Origin of the sequence: Chitinophaga sp. 180180018-3, from assembly GCF_037893185.1 — a bacterium.
GTDB lineage: Bacteria > Bacteroidota > Bacteroidia > Chitinophagales > Chitinophagaceae > Chitinophaga.
Genome location: NZ_CP140772.1, coordinates 5158798 through 5178385 on the forward strand (window position 1 = coordinate 5158798; position 19588 = coordinate 5178385).

Genomic DNA, 19588 nt, shown 5'->3' on the forward strand with positions numbered 1-19588 from the left:
CGATAACACGTTTACGCCTATATGATAAAGATAACATATTCCGGAAAAAGAACCCTTACCCCAGCCCCCCAATAAACGCCTCAGCATACCGCACCAACTGCCGCAACGCCGTTTCCTCCATCGGGTAATGCCCGCCATCTTCCAACAATTTCACCGTAAAAGGCGCCTTAATCCCTTTCATCGACATCTCAGTTAAATGCAGCGGCGTCCATCTGTCTTTCGCTGGCTGCGTTAAAAGAATAGGACATTTATTGAACGCCCCAACCGGAACAGGCAACTTATAGTGCATATATTCATACAAAAACTGCATTTGTACACTAGCCCCCGCCGAACTGTCATCTTTCAAAAAAACCTTCAATGCTTCCCTGTTATTAGTAAGGCAATTCATTTTAGAAACCGCCTTCATCGGAATCCTCATTCGTTTGAAGCCGATTTTATTAAGCCCTTTCATCACGGGAAACATCAGCCAATTACTCCAGCCGAATCTGGCAGTTTCCCTTCCTACTGTTTTATCATCATTCTTCAGAAAGCACATTCCTATGATTCCATGAACCTCGTTCATGAAACAGGCCGCGTTATAACAAACCATTCCGCCTGCACTTAATCCATAAAGAACCGGTTTCTTGTAATCCCGTTTTGTTTCTGTATTTACAAAATCTGCAAAGCAATGTACCCAGTCGTTGTAGGTGATGTCTTTTTGATTGACGGCCGTCATTCCGTAACCCAGGTTATCAATAGCTACCACCTCATATCCCAGCTGCGCCATTTTGTGCCCGAAGATCATACTCATTTGCCGGCCATTCGTACCTACACCGTGATGCAGGAAGATCCGGTATGCAGATTGGGGATTAGGGTAGCGATCGAGGTGAATTTTGTTGCCTTTCCACTCCCATTCTTCTTCAAGTGGTAGCTGGCCTTCTTTAATCTGGAAATCGGCGGGAAGCAGTTCATTTAATTGTTTCCAGGCTGTGTTGGATTGATAAGATTTCATGGCTGTGTTTGTTTTTATTGTTCAATACAAAGGTCAAAAACACAGCTATAACACCGTTTAAAGTAATTTAAAAAGTGATTTTGGCCTTCAGATTACTCAGCCATACGTTGGTAATGCCCATAAAGCTCGCAATACTTTGTCCGGGAAACCGTTGAAACAGGAAACTATAGTTTTCATACAGCCACTTCAGGTATTCTTCACTTGTTAATCCCAGTTGAAAATTGCGAAACAGATCTATAGTTACAAAAAGCTCTTCTGTTTTACGTGTATAGAATTGCAGCAACCTGATATCATTTTGTATCTGTTGAAACAGAAAATCGTAATCTACAGCTATCACCACCGATTTTTCGTTAGCTTTCACTTCGTAGTTCGTCTTCTTGTGAAAGTAAACAGTATCATAAGATTTGAAAAACTCACAAAAATGCTCGGTATGAAACATCACTGTTTTTTCCTCCCCTCTCGACGTAATAATATTCCTGATAAAACTACCCTGAGCGATGAAATATATCTTCCGGTTGCTGGATTGAAATGCAATAAGTGGTTCATTTTTGTCGAGCGAAAGAACAGTGCATTTGCTTTCAAGCCGACGGATAAAATCGCTGTTTTCCGCTGCAGGCAATATACCTGCTAACATTTCAAAATATTTTTCCTTCTCCATTTGTTGCCATTAAATTAACTCATGATAGTGCTATTTTGCTTTCTTTTCTCAAAATAACAGCATATACCATACGGGAGTAAAATTTTCTTTTTATTTTCAGTAGCGCTTCAATAAGAAATACCTCTTTACTATCAACCAATAAAAATAAAAATTGTTGTCGTGAGCCAATAGCGCCGGTGTTATAAATCTAATTTAGATAAGGAAGTTTTCAAGGCAAATGGTTATATCACCTTCGCATCTGGCAAATGGCATGACAAAACAATTTACAGCCACTACCGGTGACCTATACCGCTGGAATCTGGCCTTGTACAGCAATAAAATTATCAGTCAGGGGCGGATATTTGCAGAGAAGAAGGATGTGTTCTTTTTGAAATCTTATAATTGTGTGATTGAGTATACACGAAATGAACGGGGAAAGATTTCGGGTTTTGTTGCGCGTACGGGGATTGGAGAGTTTAGGTATGTGAAGATTAGGTAGGTAAAAAGTAATAATATTGAATGTCATATATTTGCCATACTATGCATTGTAGCATTTATTACTTATGAAACATTTTCTGCTTTTTCTTCTGCTGTTCTTACCTACTATTACCCGGGCTCAACTGCTTTATCCTTACAAGGACACGACTTACAATTACTATATTGGACTTCCCGAAACGTGGAGGTACTGGACAATTACCGATAAACCCGGTATCAGTATGATATCCCGGGAAGTAAATCCTGTAATAGATTCTACCAAACAATTTCCGACAAGTATCAATATTTCAATTGTTAATCACCCTGGAATAAGTGTCGACAGTGCCTTCATCTACCTGACTGCCGCTACAGCCCAAAGCAGGCTTCAAATACTGGACACCGGAAGTTATACGGTAAATGGGAAAAAGATGCTATGGTTTGATGATGTACATATCGGCAGTTCGCAGGAAAAAGATACCCTCTCGGCCAGCGATTTTGTTGTATACAGTAAAGACAGGGCCTATATTATCACCTGCACCAGCACAACCAGACGCTTTTCCGAATCCAGGGAACTGTTTCATCGGGTCGCACAAACTTTTAAACCCGACTTACCAGCCAAACAGGAGTTAATAAAAATAACTCTTCCGGGCGACAGAAAATGGAGGATGTATATGGATTCAGATGATTCGACTACGCACTTTAAACAGGTTTTACCTGTGAACGAAATGCCCGAACATTGGACAACAGTCGTTTCTTTAATTTCTGAAAAAATGACTGGAAATCAAAATATAGAGAATATCCTTAGCAGATATAGCGCTCAAATCAGGAAACCTTGTAAGAACTCAAAGTATGCTCTGCTGGCTAAGTCTGAAAAATCAGCACTTTTCAAGGTGGAATGTGCGGACGCGGATCCTGAAGGAAACTTGTGTTATTTGACAAAGGGTGCTACAAGATGGCATATTCTTTTCTTTTCCCTCCATCAGAGTACTCTGCCCGCAGATGTCATTAAACAGTGGACTGAGATATTTCAGCAGGCAAAAATTGTGATAGAATAGGTAGGTCAGTGTATTTATAAAGAAGGTATTTCACTCAGCGTGAAATACCTTCTTTATGGTGCATTGAAACAGGAATTTAAAAAACAGATGATGCCCCGGCGACAACTACTTCTTCTCCGGCAACGCCACAAACCTGATACAATCCTTCCCCTCCAAATAACTCTTCGCTGCTGCCTTCATCGTACCAGCCGTAATCAGCGCCAATCGCTTCTCCATATCCGGCAACGGTTTCAACGCCTCTTTCCGCTCCAGCTTACCCACTATATATTGCAGCCAGAATTCATTGCTCCGTATCTGCAATTCATATTGCTTGCGATACCCCTCCTTGAACTTCTGCAATTCATCGCCGGTAGCGCCCTGCGCCTGCAACGCTGATATATCCTGCTCTACCAGGCCTACCAGATGATCGACATGCTCAGGCGCACAGCCGAATGAAATATTCACCCCATAACGCTGATCCGGATCCCTCGACATCCCCCCCTGCACGGATGGCGTGTATACTTCGCCCGCCTTTTCTCTCAGGCTTGTCAGCAGCCGGTATTGCAGTATCTCCGACAAGGCCTGCAGCTGCAGGTTAGCGGTATCACTGTAAGCACAATCGCCATGATATACCAGCAACACGGTAGCCTTGTTATCTTTCCCCTTCGCCACCGTTTTTACCAGTTTTCCTTTTGGCACCTGCGTATGTAATATTACGGGGACCTGCGGTTTATTCCGGGCGGGCAGGGCTCCAAGATAGCGTTCCAGCAAGGGAAGTATGCTATCGGTATTGAAATTACCTACGAATACAAAATTAGCCCCGGAAGCATCGCTGAACTGGTCGCGGTAAATAGTATATGCCTTATCAAGACTGATACTATCCAACCTTTCCAGCGTAGCCGGGCTCATTCGGTAGTGATAGCCACTTAATACACTCGATACGGTGTCTCTGAATACATTACCAGGATCATCATAGCGGTTTTTGATCTGCTCTTTGGATTGTGCAATAGCATTGTCGAATAACACGGTATCCCTGCGTGGAGCGGTGTATCGCAGGTAAACCAGCTGCAGCGCTGTTTCCAGGTCACGGGTACTGCATTCTCCGTTTACGCCCTGGTTACGGCCGTTTATGTAGGCGCCCACCGCCGCTGATTTTCCATTCAGTATCTTCGACAGCTGAACCGGCGAGTAATCTGCCAAACCACTTCCACCTATAATACCAATCGTACTGGATGCCGTGGGATAATCTGCGTTTGCATACTTATTGATACCACCCGGTGCGAAAGAAACAAACCGGATCTGATCGTTTTTATAATTGGTGGACTTAAGCCATACCTTCACCCCATTGCTAAGGGTAAGTTGCTGTACGTTCAGTGCAGGAACGTTGGAACGGCCCACTACCTTACCTCCGGCCGGAATACTTTTCAGCAGGGTTTCACCTGCAGTAGTTTCTTTATAAGGTTCCATAGGTGCAGCCGCTATGTTCCCGAACCAGTTATTAATGGTGGCAGAGTCGGGAAGATGGCTTTTCTCCTTTTCCGGCGCTACCAGGAAAATATCCCGGTTAACATCTTTTATATAACGGTTTGCTACTGCTTTCAGGTCGTCTGTTGTGATCCGGGGCAACACTGTTTTTACAAAGTTATATTCCCAATCGAATCCCGGGGATGCGGCGCCTTTCAGGAATAACTGCTGGTATTCTGCCACATAATTGCTGGAAGGTACTTTGCTTTGCTCATGCCTGGCGTTTTCCATACCTGTCATGTAACTTTGCTTTGCCCGGTCCAGCTCGGCCTGCGTAAACCCAAAACGTTTCACCTGTTCTACTTTCGACCAGGTAATATCAAATGCTTCCTGCAACCTGCCAGGTTTGGCGCTGACGGAAAAAGTAAATTGTTCCAGTCCTCCCATCATATCTCCTATCCCGGCTTTCGCTCCCAGGAAAGGAGGATTCGGCAATTGACTTAACTCGCCTAAACGACGGCCCAGCAACTGATTAAACAAAGCCCTTTTAATCGCCTCCAGATAGTCGGTGGTGGTTACCATTTGTGAACCGGTCTGCTTTACCATCATCTCCAGTTCCGTACCGGTGATTTCCGGATCGGTAACGGTCATGAACTGATTTTTTCCGGTAAGCGGTATGGTGTATGTTTGCCTGGGGCGTTCATTAGCAGGGTTCTTCAAATCTGCAAACTGTTTCTTAATCTGCTGCTCCACCTGGTTTACATTAATGTCGCCCACAACAATCAGCGCCTGCAGATCCGGACGGTACCAATCGTGATGAAAGCGACGGATGGCGGCAGCCGGAAAATGTTTCAGTATACTGTCGATACCAATAGGCTGGCGAACCGCATAGCGCGAGTTGTTCAACACCAGTGGCAACGTCTGCTGCTGCACACGGGCGGCTACGCCCTCGCGTAAACGTTTTTCCTCCAGTACCACTCCTCTTTCTTTATCTATCTCCTCTGTTTCCAGCAATGCCTCCTGTGCCCAGTCGCGCATAATATCCAGGCCACGACTTACCATAGCCGGGTTGTCTGTTGGAATAGGCAGCTGGTAAACAGTTTCGTCGAAAGACGTATAAGCATTCAGGTCAGCACCAAATCTGACACCGGCTTTCTGTAAATAATCTATCAGTTCATTTTTGGGAAAATGGGTGGTGCCATTAAAATTCATATGCTCCATGAAATGCGCCAGCCCCTGCTGATCATCATCTTCAAGAATAGCTCCTGCTTTATTGACCAGGTAAAACAACACCCGTTTCGCAGGTTCATTATTTCTCCGGATGTAATAAGTAAATCCGTTAGGTAACCTACCTGTACGGACTGCAGTATCCAATGGAATAGGCTGCCCCTGTTGCTGGGCCTGTGAAGGGTTGCTGTATACCGACAAGAGCACTAGCCCTGCCGCAACCCAATTACGATAATGCATAGTTGGTTTCTTTTTGTTGTAATATCTGTATAACCCGGAAGGTAACATTTAATATGATAACCGGAAAATCATAACAGGTCTAATATTCCCTCGTTCTCGATAATTATCATCCCCTGCCTGTCGGCCGTAATGCCCTGCTGCAACCGGTAAGTATACTGCGGCACATTCTCTTTCATGACAGTAGGAAGAAATTCGAAGCGGATCTGATTACCGCTGGATTTCAGCGCATGGCCCGCTTCAAAAATATGCGTGGAAATAATGAAGAAACAATCTGTAAACCCGGTAAATGCTTCGGTCACCGCCAATGTAGCATCATAGGCATCTTTTACATTGGTGCCCTTGAAAAGTTCATCAAAAATCACAAACAGCGATTTCCCCGACGCTACCTCTTCTGCTACCTTCTTAACTCTCAGTACCTCTGCATAAAAATGACTATAGCCTTTGTTCAGATCATCCGGTACGTTTACGGAAGAATAAATGCCATCCAGTACCGAAAACTGCAGATCGGCCGCTGCCACCGGAAAGCCCATATGCGCCAGGTACAGCAGGATGCCTGTAGCCTTCATCAGGGTCGATTTCCCCGCCATATTGGCGCCGGTCAGAAACAGTATATTGCTATGGTCACTAAAGGCAAGCGAATTAGTAACGCCTTTCGGGAGGCCCGGATGCTTCATGTCTTTCACCACCAATACATTTTTCTCCTTCGGCAATGCGGTCGCATAGGAAAATCCTTTTTCAACTGCCACGCCGGCTACGGCCACGTATAAATCAATTTCATAAATGAGCCCCAGCATTGCTTTGAGCTGTTCCCGGAACAGGCTTTTCAACAGATAGTGCAGCTTCACCGTTTGCAGCAAAGAGCGACCTGCGGCCTCTTTAAACCGCCTGTCGTGGACAATACGCCTAACCATGCCGCTCCATTTCTCCCAGGGGGCGTCTTTATCCCGGCCTGTTTGTTCCAGCTGTATCAGTAAGGTCTCGCAGGTATTCAATACGCTCATGCAACTATCGATACCGGTTTGCTCCTGTTGAAAACCTTCATCTCTCACCAGCAACGCTGCTACTTTTTTCCTGCTTACTTCCCAGAGTGCAGCGGCGTAGCTTCCGTTGTTTCCTTCATCCAGGCAGGCTTCCATTTGCTCCAGCTGCGTACTGTCGAAAGGAAAAATTACCGGGTGATCATTGAAGTAACGAAACACCGCGCTTCTGTTATTGATGCTACCAGCATCCGTTAACGGATGCTGAAACATGGCGTCCAGCAGCTTTTCCGCCCCCCGGGTTTTTACCTGGTTAAAAAGACTGAAAACAGAACCAGGATTATATTTACCCAGTAATGATAAATCGTCCAGCGTTTGTTTATCGGCAATAAAGCTCATGTGGTCTTCTTTATAGATTTCTTCCTGGCCAGTATATCCAGGATTCCCTCATTTTTTATAATTACCATACCGTGCCTGTCGGCCGTGATGCCCGGCTGCAACCTGTGGGTATAAACCGGCTTATTGCCTTCCATTAACGTAGGCAGATATACGAAATTTATGTTTTCACATTTTTCCCGAAGCACTTCACCGGCTTCTATGATATGCGTGGATACCACAAACATGCAGTTCTTCCTGCGTGCAATTGCACTGGTAACGGCTATAGTTGCCTCATAGGCGTCTTTTACATTAGTGCCGCGAAACAGTTCATCAAATATGACAAACAGGTATTTGTCGCGGCTCAATTCCCTCGCGATATTCTTAATGCGTAATACTTCTGCATAAAAATGACTAGCCCCCTGGCTCAGGTTATCAGGCAGGTTGATGGTGGTATAGATACCATCCCGCACCGCAAATTCCATGCTGGAGGCTGGCACAGGAAATCCCATCTGCCCCAGGTACATCGCGATCCCCAGCGCTTTCATGAAGGTGGATTTACCCGCCATGTTGGCGCCTGTCAGAAAAATCACGTTACCGGCCGGGGTAATATCCAGGGAATTGACTACGGGAGCGGTAAGCCCGGGATGATAAAAGTCTTTCAATATCACCGTTTGTTGTTCCCGCTCCAGCGCATGAGGAAAAGTAAATTTCCTGTTTACGGCCACCCGGGCTACTGAAAGATATACATCGGCCTGGTAGATGCTTTGCAGCAATTGCTTAATAACGTCTCTCAGCCGGAACCGGAGTAGCTTATCATATTCTGCTACTTTGGCAAAAGGCAGTTTCTGCTTTGCAGACTCCAGCAGCAGCGGCAGTAATTCCGTCTGGCCTAATAGCTGCTCTATATCATGCAACTCCCGGCCATAGGGAATATCCGCCACCTGTTGCCGCATAGCGGCAATGAAGCCGCGGGTAGCCTGCATAATGCTGATAAGCCCCGTTACTCCTTTCTCAATCCCTTTATATACCGTATCAGCGGCGATCAGCTGATTAAATTTTCTACCTAACGTATTTTCCTGCTCACTCAAACGGGTACGCTCGTCTGTATTTTCCAGGTATTGTTCTGCAGCATCAAACCAGGCCGCTTCGTAAGGAAAATCGGGCTGCTGTTCTGCAAAAGCCCGGATGGCGGCGCTACGTGTATTGATAGCCGTTACCTCTGCCAGCGGGTTGCGGAACATCTGCTCCAGCAACTCCGCCCCGCCCCTCGTAAAGGTGCGGTTAAACAGGGCATATATACCGTCGGCGCCACCCTTGCCGAAAATATTCAGATCATTCAGTGTTTGTTTGTCGGTCATCAGGCTCATACCTATTTTCTTTTTCTCCTGATCAGTAAAATGGTACTTCCTATCAGTAACAATCCGGGTATCACCCATACCAGGCCGTATCGTACTACTTTCAGGCTTTCTTTGGTCAGCGAGATGTCGTTATCGGAAGAAAGAGGACGGCTCACATCCACCGGCACCGTACCATACGACAGCCAATGGAACATGCCCGGGATCAGCGAAAAGTTAGCGGCGCCATAACGTTTGATCGGGGGCGTCATCCCGCCGTTGCTGATACAGTCGGCATCCCCCAGGATCATAATGCGTTGCTCCTTATTGCCCACTTTCCTCGACAGCGCCAATGCCGTCACAAAGCTATCCACTCTCTCACCGGAAGCAGCATCAACAGTGGCAGAGTCGTTCACAAAATCGATCGTCTGTAATTCGTTCCAGGTTTTTAAGGAATCTATGGTTTGCATGACCGGAGTAGCTGTAAAGCCTTTATTTTCAGCCATCACCAGTCCTGCTGCTTTTACCATACCCACATACTGATGGCGTTCCTGCATTATCCTGAATGCTTCTGCCAGGTTCTTCCCCGCTGCCGTAGGTACGCACATCACCACATTGGCAGCAACATCCAGCTTGGGTTGTACCAGCTGACCAGGTACTGTTTTTACGCCGAACTGCGATATAAACGATTCCATCACCTCAGAACCAGGTTTGAGCGTTACCACCAGGTTACCTCCATTGGCGATGTAGGCATCCAGTTTTTTCTTTGCAACGGAATCCATGGCGTCTTTCATGTCCGCAATGACGATGATATCAACTTCCTTAGGGATTTGTTTATCGCCCGACAAGTCCAGTGTTTCCACATCACAGCCCTGATTAGTGAGCGCATAACGGAAAGTTTTCACCGACGAAAAAAGCGTATAGTCCTTAATTCTATCCCCTTCTATCTTTCTTTCGTTCTGCCCTTCCAGGAACCCTATCCTCGGCAGTTTCATCACCATGCGCTTGAAAACGGCCGATACTTCCGCTTCTCCGGGGAATTTGAACATATCGTCATAAATCCTCAGAAATGCTTTTTGTCCGTTTTCCCTTTCTACAAGGCGCACGAAAGTATTGCCTTCATCGGTCAGATCGATTTGCTTTTTTATCTGCTCCGGCGTCAGGAAAATATTAATGTCGAGGTCGCGGATCTCTGCTTCCTTCTTAGCCTGTTCAGCCAAAGGTTTGTTCTTATAAATAAGATCCAGTCGCGGATTATTGCTCGGCTTATCATAGTAATAAACGTACTTCAGCTTTGTTTCCGGTTTAAAACGGATATACTGTTTCAGCCGTTTCTTATCTTCATTCACCTGCGTAGGAATGCCATTATAATATTCCCTGTCGAGCAGATTTACATACGTGGTAATAGTAAGTCCGCCTGTTAGCTTCGCCATGATCTGCTGACTATTCGGCGTAAGTGTATTCCGCTTAGTTTCCGTAGTATCGTAATACGCCATCAGCATGGGCCTGGAAGTAGCATAGCCCAGCATCATGGCTGCCAGCACCACCAGCGTGTATTTACTCCATACTACCGCAAAAGAGGCATGCGTGCGACTGGCCTGTAGCTTCTGAATGCTCAGCGTAAGGAACATACACACTACAATTACGAAGTACAGCACATCTTCACTACAAATCAGGCCCATGATCATTTCATTACATCTGCCCGAAATAGAAAGCCAGTAAGTGATATCACGCACAAAGCCAACGTCCTGCCATACCCGGTTCATATAGCTAAGCGCTGCCAGCACCACCAATGTGCCCAGCGCAGCTACCACCTGGTAAGAGGTCAGGCTCGACATAAACAGTCCGATGGCAGAATAGGCGCACATCAGCAGGTAAATAGCCAGCAGACCTGACCATACCGATGGCAAATCAAAATGATCTACCGTAATAATGCCAATCAATACATATATCAGCAAGATCCCCGTCAGCAGCAGGCTGTAGGCCATCATAGCGAGGAATTTCCCGCGGATGATCTGGGAAGAGGTTACCGGAGATGAATACAACAACTTAATGGAACCACTGCTCAGCTCCCGGCTCATCAAACCCATGGTAAGCAGGGGCATGTACAGGTAGAGATAATTCTGCACCGTTACCAGCAGGCCACGCTCGCCGGAAAAGATGTTCGCAGTAATGAACATATTACCGAAGCCTGTGTTCTGCGATCTTAGTATCTCCTGGAGATGTTCTGTAAATGCCATTCCTGTCTGGAAGGCAAATACGATCAGGATCATCCAGGCAATCGGCGAATAAAACAAGGTAAACAGCTCTGCTTTGGCTATCTTATAAATTCGTCTCATTTAATAATCTGTTATCTGGTTTTTATTTATTTTTTTTCCTGGATAATCTGGCAAATACGGCATCCAATGAGCTTTTCTCGACGATCAGTTCCATCAGACCCCAGTTGTTGTGTACACTCACTGCTGCCAGGCGCTGCGCTGTTTTCTTTTCTCCATCGTAGCCTAACCTGAAGCGGGTTGGCGCCAGCTGTTCCACCGACCGGATGCCTTCTACCTGCAGCAAGGCTTCATTCACCGGCGGCATATCCAGCGTTACCAACAGCGTATCCGGTTCTATGTAGTTATCAAACATTTCAAGCGAACCGGAAAATACCATCTGTCCTTCTTCTATCATCTTGATCTCGCGGCAGGTTGCCTGCACTTCTGTGAGGATATGCGTGGAAAGCAGCACGGCGCAGTTGGTGGCAATTTGTTTGATCAGGTTACGTACCTCTACGATCTGGTTAGGATCCAGTCCGTTGGTTGGTTCATCCAGTACCACAAACTTCGGCGTGTGTACAATAGCCTGGGCAATGCCTACACGTTGTTGATAGCCGCCCGACAGGTTACGCAGCAACCGTTCCCTAAAATGTGCTACCCCACAGCGTTCCATGGCTTCATTCACCGCTTTTTTCACCTGCGTTTTCTCCACCATTCTCAGATCTGCACAATAGGTCAGGTATTCTTCTACGGTAAAATCCTGGTGCAGCGGAAGTTTCTGCGGCATAAACCCAATGTTTCGCTTGGCTGCTACGGGGTTTTCTTTCAGGTTAACACCGTTGATGTATACATCTCCCTTCGACTGCTTCAGCACCCCACAGATGATGTTCATGGTGGTGGATTTGCCGGCCCCGTTAGATCCCAGCAGGCCTACCACACCCTGACTGCTGATCTCAAAATTTATATCTCTGACCGCCCACTGCGATGCATAACGGTGAGACAAGTTTTCAACTTTTACGATGGTATTTTCCATTCATTACGGATTGTTTAATCAATAAAACAGCAGGCGTAGGTTGTTACCTACACTATTAATGAGTTTGTGTATGAAGATGATTACATGCTATGCGCTTTTCCGTCGCCCCGGTCAATAAGTAGCATTCGCTATTGCGCGCACATCTATCTGATATTTTGTTTTAAAATAGTTTACAAGGATGTCGAACTTCTGCTTAATCAGCGGATACGACAGGTACGGCTGCAGCTGTGCATCTGTACGGGTAGTGATATGAAATATAAACGAGTTAATATCGTATGTATTCGCCATACTCCAGGCGTACGTTCCGTTATACCACTCAAATGGTGCGCCGCTGACGGTGTTATAGGAAGACGGCAGGAATCCCCTGTTCCGGTATGCCTCCACGTTGGCCGGGTTCGCCGCATTCAGCGGTAATGCAGGAGCTGTCGCGTAATTGCTGACTTTATAAAAATCAGCGGGTATGTCAATAATCTGATTCTGCAGATAATAATTCCAGATAACCCCGGTCAGTATATTCTTCTTATTCAGTTTCTGGGCAGGCGTCATGGTACGTAAGGAACTATTCATCCCTGCAAATGTGATCGCCTTTCCCACCACTTTGTAGTCGAAATAGAGGTATTCCATTCCGGGCGGATATCCGGCGCCGCGGTATTCTTTGATGGTATCGGCCATCAGCACACGGTAAGGGATACCTTGTTTTTTCTTGAAATCATCCGGCAGGAATTTCAGCCATACATCATCCAGGAAATTGAGCATATCGAGCGTGTACAAAGGGTTTCCGAGTACTACGGTATCGATTTTGGAAGCACCGCCTCCGGCGGATTGTACCCACTCAAAATCTTTCTGCGTATATACGTACAGGAAATAGGATCCATATTTATCATACAGCTGCTGAATTTTATCGTTGGCCGCCTGCGGAGCATTTCCCTGCGGTAACGTATAATCGTTTTTAACAGGCACCGGCGGACCGATTTTCACATCTTTCTTACAGGCCAGCAGCGCTATACTAACCACGCAACTGATAAAAAATATCTGCTTCATATTATGATGATATTGCTTGTTAAATATTTTATTGACCTATCCTGTCGCCCATACGGCCGGATGGATTTTGTTTCAGCGCCGGGTTTCTCAGCAACAGGCTGTTGGGAAAAGGCAGCGTATACATCGGATCGTTGGGCGCCAGTTTGTACTGCAGCACAGATCCGCCTGCATCCTGCTGGTAGCGGTGCGAGATACCGGTCATACCGTAGCGGCGGAGATCGAACCAGCGGAAACCTTCGTAGCAGAACTCCTTGCGGCGTTCGTCTCTTACTGCCTGCAGCAGGCCGGCTTTGTCGCCGATATTTACATCGGTATAGCCAACGATGCGGTTTCGGCGAAGGTTGTTCAGGTCCTTCAGGGCAGCAGCCAGGTTCCCCAGTTGTACATTGGCTTCGGCCCTGTTAAGCACCGCTTCTGAAGTACGGATCGTCTGTGCCAGGTCGGAGCCGGTGGGCAGTTTAGTTACAAGGGGCACAAAGGTTTGTGACAATACCGTAATGCCCACTTTCAGGCGGATATCATTGGCATCGAAGGTGGCGCGGAAGGAGGCAGCAGGAATGTAGGTCGATTGGTTGGGTTGCGTATTGCCGCCAAACAACCACTCTACTTCCGGGTTATTATAATTGAGCCAGGTACCGGTAGTAAGTCCGGTCATATCCATGATCATACCGCCCTGATCAAATACTTTATCGGCTTCGGCTTTGCTTTCTTCCCATTTTTCCATAAAAAGATACACCCGCGATAACAGGATGTGAATGGCCGGTTGATTGATGTGGTAGTCTCTGCGGGCAATGGGCAAAGGATCCATGAGGCTGGTGGCTTCTTTCAGATCACTCACCATCCGGTCATATACCTGGGCCACTGTAGCCTGTACCATCGGAACCGCCGAGATATCGGAAGTCAGCTTCAGCGGTATACTCAGCGATTGCGGGTTGTGGTTGTAAGGTTCTCCGTAAAGATTCACCAGCCTGAAGTAATACATGGCACGTACTGCCAGCGCTTCTGCCTTCACCCTGTCTTTTTCCTGCTGGCTGCCGATAGATTTATCGATATTATCCAATACCGCATTACATCCCATTATCCAGTTATAATATTTAAAGTAGACGGTAGCGGAAGGATCTTCGGCAATCAGGTCGCCCAGGCCATTTCTGTCGGCCAGCCCGGGCTGCCAGGTGTAGAGCGGGTAATACTGCACGGCATCATGCGTACCGGCAACCGGAACAGTACCACCGGCAAATTCCAGGAACAGGTCTACATCATCATCGAGGAAATAAACAAAGTTCATGGGCTCCGAATTATTCATGTACCCCGATCCCATGAGCAACTCCCTGAAATCCGTAGCTGTTTTAGGAATCACATCACTCTGCGATTTTTCCTTCAGGAATTTGGAACAACTACTTAAGGTAAGCAGACCGGTAAAAACAGCTATCAACAATAACTTAAAATTCATGTGCATCAGTGTTAGAGTGTCATGTTAAAAGATAACGATGTCATCCTGCGGGCAGGCCATCCGGCTGTTTCCGGATCATATCCTCTCCATTTTTTATCGAAGGCAATCAGGAATGGGTTGGTCATGCTAAGCGATGTACTGAAACGTTTTACATGTATCCGTTTTAACAACGACTGATCAAATTCGTAGTTCAGGGAAAGCTGGCGGCAGCGGATAAAATCGGCTCCGGCCACCATGTAGTCTGATTGATTAAACAACGTATAGGGCGATGCGTACACCGCGGTCATCAGCGGCAACAGGATTTCCATACGCCGTGGATTGCCTGCAGGAATGGAAGGGATGTTGGTGAACTGCTCATCGCCCGGCTGTTTCCAGCGATCGTTCAACAGGCGCGGTACATTCTGATCAGGTGTAGGCGCCCCGCTGGCGTTGTAATAAACGGGCAACCGTTTATGCGCACCAAAAGCCATGGCAAACTGGGCATAAAGGGCAATGTTCTTATACCGGAACATGGTATTGAAACCTCCGGAAAAGTCGGGCTCCAGCTTACCTGATTTCACCAGGTAATCCAGGTCGTTAGCAGTGGGCTTAATGTTCAGGTTATTGAAAGTAGGCCGGCCGGTATTATGATCTAATCCGGCGAAAGCATAAGAATAAAAAGTGGAATACGCCTGCCCGTTTACAATCGCCGTTCCATTCAGGTAATCGGCCTGCGTGTTGATCCGTTGATTTTCTTCGAGCCTGTTGCGGGCCAGCCCTGTGTTAACGGAAAACTGCCACATGAAATCCTTGCTCCTGACGGGAATGAGGCTGATGATCAGATCATAGCCGGTATTCTCCATCCGGGAGCCGAATACGGTGGCGGAGTTCATACCGTTTTCAACAGGCACCTGCCGGGAGGCGAGTATATTACTGGTTTTCCGGTACCAGTTGGCGGTAGCATTGAAACGTCCATTCCACATAGAGTAATCCAGTCCGAGGTTCCAGGACCGGGTTTTCTCCCAACCCAGATCGGGGTAAGGCAGCGATTTGATGTTGAGTGTATATTGTTTGAAGATGCTGCTAAGTCCGCCGTCGGTAGCAATCAGGTAAGGCGAAACCGCTTCCACGGCATTTCCCTGATAGCCATACGTAGCGGAAAGATCGAATGAATTCAGCCACTTCAGTGAGCGCAGGAATTTTTCGTTCGCGAGGCGCCAGCGGCCTCCTACCGACCAGGTAGGCTGGAAGCGTTTGTTTTCATCCTGCCCGAAGCGGTTAGAAGCATCGAGGCGGGCATTGAAGTTAAAGATGTAGCGCTGGTCGAAGCCATATACTGCTGAAAAGTATTCACTGAGAAAATTGCTTTCCTGGTTCACCACCCTGGAATTGGCGCGCATGGCCTCATTCAGGTTAATGGCGCTGGAGTTAGACAACATAGCGGGCGTCAACGGAACCGGCGCAAAAGTTTCGCCACGATAGAGCATATAACCGTAACGGGTATCCGTATTTCCCTGTATGAGCGACGACCGGGCCTCTGTTCCTGCCTGCAGGCTCATATTATGGCGTGTGCCAAAAAAGCGGTTATAGATCAGGCTATTCCGGAACGTATAACCTTTATTGACCGCATTCTCCAGCTGGGCCAGTCCTCCGAAAGGCAGGCGGCTGGCGAGTTCCTGAGGCGAATTGGATAACGCTGATCCGAACTCATATCCCCTGGTTTGGGTGATGTAGTAAGATAACTCCGTAGCATAGGACTTCACGCCTGAAGAGGCAGAGGTATAAGACAGCAGGCCCTGGTATTCCAGTCCTTTCAGCAGTTCGTAGCGCACATCAGCAGTAGCCGCCAGTGTAGACGTAGTATTCTTGTTACCGGTGTTGTTCAGTTCATTCTGAATATTATAGAGGTAGGAGAATTTACCGGGTATGGCCGTACTGCTCTCACCTCTTTTATCATGATAAAAGAGGGTGCCATCGTCATTGAACATAGGGATGGTACGGGAAGTATTATAGGCATAATCGAAAGGATTTACGCCATAGGCAAAGCCGTTGGTTTCCCGGATACTCCCGTTTAGCAGGAGGTTTACCGTTAACCGTTTTCCGAATCTGAGGGTGGTATTGGAAGATGCAGAAAAAGCGGTGAGGTCATTTCCCCGGGCTTCTCCCTTTTGCTGCTGCATGTTAAAGGAAGTTCTGTTCGTTATCTTCTCCGTACCACCAGATACGCTGACGCTATGATTCTGGTTAAAGGCATTCCGGAAAAGGAGTCCGAACCAGTCGGTGTTCTGCTGTTCCATTTTCCGGTATTTCTGTACGTAAGTGGCATAGTCGATCTGTTTATTCTGCAGCTGCTGAATTAATCCACCATAACCAATAGGCAGGATATCCGTCGTATAGCTTTCGCGGGCATCATAAATTTCCTTTGAAAACTTCATCAGCTCCTGGGAGTTCATCAGATCAAACATGCCATAGGTAGGCCTTTGGCCGATAGAAAGATTAGAGGTATAGGAAACTGCCAGCTGGCCGGGGCGGGCTTTCTTGGTAGTGAGTACGATCACCCCGTTAGCCGCCTGCGACCCATAGATAGCCGTGGCGGAGGCATCTTTCAAAACTGTAATGGTTTCAATATCATTGGGGTTCAGCCAGGAAATGGCATTGGAAGCAATCAGGCGCAGCTCGCCCATATCCCCTGCCAGCGAACCGTTTCCATTGGGGATAGGCAGCGGATCCCGTTGTATCACGCCATCCACTACCCATAGCGGCTCCTGATTACCCAGGATGGTGGAAGTACCACGGATACGGATCTTGGGGCTGGCGCCTACCTGCCCGGATTGCACCATCACCGACATACCCGGCACTACGCCCTGCAACATCTGATCGATCGTGGTTTCTCCGGCTACTTTAATATCGTCTGCTTTTACAGAATAAACAGCGCCTACATAGTTGCCTTTGTTTACATTCATGTAGCCCGTTATCACTACATTGTTCATTTCATAATCTCTCCGGTTCAGCGTGATATTCATCACGAGGTTATTCCCGTCTGTAACCAGCAGGGAGCCTGATTGCGCCTTATTCACCGCATAGGCCGTGTAACCATTATCCGATTGCCGGACGCCTATTTCCATGGATTCGTACCCCAGCATGGAAATCTGGAGGATGGTATTTTCGGGAAGATGAGTAAAATAAAAGGAGCCGTTAGCGGCCGTGATCGCACCGGTGACTGTATTTTTAATACGTACAGAAACGCCGGGTAACAGTTCCCCGGTAGCCGAGCGGATGACCCCGGAAATACTGATGGGTGGCGCCGGTAGCGCGGTTGGCGTTACCTTGCGCGACAATACAATAGTATTATCGCTGATGAGCCAGGTGACCGGAAGGTCTTTCAGCAGCTCGTTCAGAAAATCTCTTAAAGGCATTTCTTTGGCCGACAATGATACTGAGCCGGCTTCGCTGATGGTATTGGTATTGCTGAATACCACAAATCCTGTTTGCTGTTTGATAGCAGAAAATACCTGCTTAAAAGGTATAGATTTACCCGATATGGTAACAGTTTGTGCATGTCCGGTGGCACTTGCCTGCAGGAGAGCGGTTGTCAATAGCACGACGGTAAGTCTCATAGCCAGAAAGATTTTGGTCAGGCCGTTTTTTCCCCGGGGACGATCGGGTGGCCAATAGCATTTTTTTTGCATAAATTGCACACGATTTGGTTGTTGATAAATGAGAATTGCAATGATCGTTTAGATACCTTCCAGGTCATATATACCGTCACGGCCGCAATCCGTGACGGTTTTTTACTGGTTGGTTAATTAAACTATATATGTAGCCGGGCCGGATGATCCAGCCTGTGTAAATGTACCGGCGCCCTATAAGCTGTTTATTTGTTTAGTACAATCAGTTTCCGTCCTTCTATTCTAAAGTCAACTTCTGTTCTCCGTAATATTTCCAGCAGATCGTTCAAAGCGATTCGTCTGCTCATTTCCCCCATAAACCGGGTATCAGGGATCCCGTTTTCATATACTACATCGATATTATACCAGCGTTCCAGTTGTCGCATCACCTCTTCGAGGTCGGCGCCATCGAAGTTGAATAAGCCATTTTTCCAGGCCATTATTTTTTCAATATCCGGATGATCCGCTACCGTGATTTTTTTATCGGCAATACTGGCCTGCTGCCCCGGGTGCAGTACGATGCCGGTACCCGCAGCCGCGCCTACCTTTATGCTCCCATCCAGCAGAGTGGTACGGATGACGTGTTCGTTGTCATAAGCATTCACATTAAATGTAGTGCCCAGCACTTCTATAGCTGCCTTATCGCCGATGCTAACCAAAAAAGGATTGTTGGCACTGCGGCTCACTTCAAAGTAAACTTCTCCCGTAACCTCTACCTTTCTCTCTTTGCTGCCAAAGGCAGCAGGATACCTGATAGAGCTGGCAGCATTCAACCATACGCGGGTACCATCGGACAGGGTAAGCTGGAACTGGCGGCCCTTGGGCGTGGTCATTTTGTTGTATTGCATTTCCCTGCTTTGCAGTCCTGTCGGATCGTATACCAGTTTACCGCCGGATAACACCACGGCAGCGCCAGTCTGACGGGCCACCGGGCCATTGGCCATACTGTCTAATACTACTTCCCTGCCGTCGGCCAGGGTAAGTATGGCCCCCTGACTGCCAGGCATAATCCTGGCAGGAGTGGCTGCCAACACGGGAGGAGATTGTTGCTTGTGTGCTATCAGAAAATAGACGCCTGAGCCCAGCAACAATAAGGCAGCAGCAGCCCAGCTCCATTTCCGGAACGGTGAGATCCGGTGAACCGGCGGCGCTGCAAATTCCGGGATATGCTCGCTGATATTCCGGGCAATCCGGTTGCTATCGTGTGCATAAAAACGCTGCAGATGATGGATCAGCTGCTGTTCGTTGGTCATCTCTGTAAAGAGATCACGATTATTTCCGGCAGCATTGATCCACTCATCCAGTGCAGCCTGTTCTTCATCGCTCAGGCTGTTATCAAGATATTTGCCGATCAGAACGGCTATGTAATGATTGTACTCAGTCATGCTATACTACTAAAACAA

General features: G+C 47.3%; 12 protein-coding genes. 1 reads left to right on the forward strand and 11 read right to left on the reverse strand.

Annotation, left to right across the window (positions count from 1 at the left end; translation table 11 throughout):
- Window positions 1-55 precede the first annotated feature (55 nt).
- Window positions 56-991 (reverse strand): alpha/beta hydrolase, encoded by a 936-nt coding sequence (locus UNH61_RS20040; protein ID WP_326993774.1) that lies wholly within the window; start codon window positions 989-991, stop codon window positions 56-58.
- Window positions 992-1058: 67 nt separating this feature from the next.
- Window positions 1059-1625, reverse strand: a complete 567-nt coding sequence (locus tag UNH61_RS20045; protein ID WP_339070270.1) for a hypothetical protein — start codon at window positions 1623-1625, stop codon at window positions 1059-1061.
- 566 nt (window positions 1626-2191) lie between these two features.
- Between UNH61_RS20045 and UNH61_RS20050 the strand changes: the two genes are divergently transcribed.
- On the forward strand, window positions 2192-3157 hold the full coding sequence (locus tag UNH61_RS20050; protein WP_326993776.1) for a hypothetical protein: 966 nt from the start codon (window positions 2192-2194) through the stop codon (window positions 3155-3157).
- A gap of 105 nt (window positions 3158-3262) precedes the next feature.
- Here the strand turns inward: UNH61_RS20050 and UNH61_RS20055 are convergent, their stop codons facing one another.
- The 9 genes from UNH61_RS20055 to UNH61_RS20095 all read right to left on the reverse strand — a co-directional run bounded on the left by UNH61_RS20055 (window position 3263) and on the right by UNH61_RS20095 (window position 19570).
- On the reverse strand, window positions 3263-6067 hold the full coding sequence (locus tag UNH61_RS20055) for an insulinase family protein (protein ID WP_326993777.1): 2805 nt from the start codon (window positions 6065-6067) through the stop codon (window positions 3263-3265).
- 68 nt (window positions 6068-6135) lie between these two features.
- Complete coding sequence (locus tag UNH61_RS20060; protein ID WP_326993778.1) at window positions 6136-7443, reverse strand: DNA mismatch repair protein; 1308 nt, start codon at window positions 7441-7443, stop codon at window positions 6136-6138.
- A complete protein-coding gene (locus UNH61_RS20065; protein ID WP_326993779.1) occupies window positions 7440-8789 on the reverse strand; it encodes a DNA mismatch repair protein in 1350 nt (449 codons plus the stop codon). The genes UNH61_RS20060 and UNH61_RS20065 overlap by 4 nt, the downstream gene beginning before the upstream one ends.
- 2 nt (window positions 8790-8791) lie before the next feature.
- A complete protein-coding gene (locus UNH61_RS20070) occupies window positions 8792-11095 on the reverse strand; it encodes a Gldg family protein (RefSeq protein ID WP_326993780.1) in 2304 nt (767 codons plus the stop codon).
- A gap of 22 nt (window positions 11096-11117) precedes the next feature.
- Complete coding sequence (locus UNH61_RS20075; RefSeq protein WP_326993781.1) at window positions 11118-12047, reverse strand: ABC transporter ATP-binding protein; 930 nt, start codon at window positions 12045-12047, stop codon at window positions 11118-11120.
- A gap of 111 nt (window positions 12048-12158) precedes the next feature.
- Complete coding sequence (locus UNH61_RS20080) at window positions 12159-13088, reverse strand: hypothetical protein (RefSeq protein ID WP_326993782.1); 930 nt, start codon at window positions 13086-13088, stop codon at window positions 12159-12161.
- Between the two features lie 28 nt (window positions 13089-13116).
- Window positions 13117-14538 carry a RagB/SusD family nutrient uptake outer membrane protein gene (locus UNH61_RS20085; protein WP_326993783.1) on the reverse strand — a complete coding sequence of 474 codons (1422 nt, stop codon included), beginning with the start codon at window positions 14536-14538 and terminating at the stop codon, window positions 13117-13119.
- 11 nt (window positions 14539-14549) lie between these two features.
- Window positions 14550-18134 carry a SusC/RagA family TonB-linked outer membrane protein gene (locus UNH61_RS20090; RefSeq protein WP_326993784.1) on the reverse strand — a complete coding sequence of 1195 codons (3585 nt, stop codon included), beginning with the start codon at window positions 18132-18134 and terminating at the stop codon, window positions 14550-14552.
- Window positions 18135-18391: 257 nt separating this feature from the next.
- Window positions 18392-19570: a FecR domain-containing protein gene (locus UNH61_RS20095; RefSeq protein WP_326993785.1), complete on the reverse strand. Its 1179-nt coding sequence runs from the start codon at window positions 19568-19570 to the stop codon at window positions 18392-18394.
- Window positions 19571-19588: the final 18 nt, after the last annotated feature.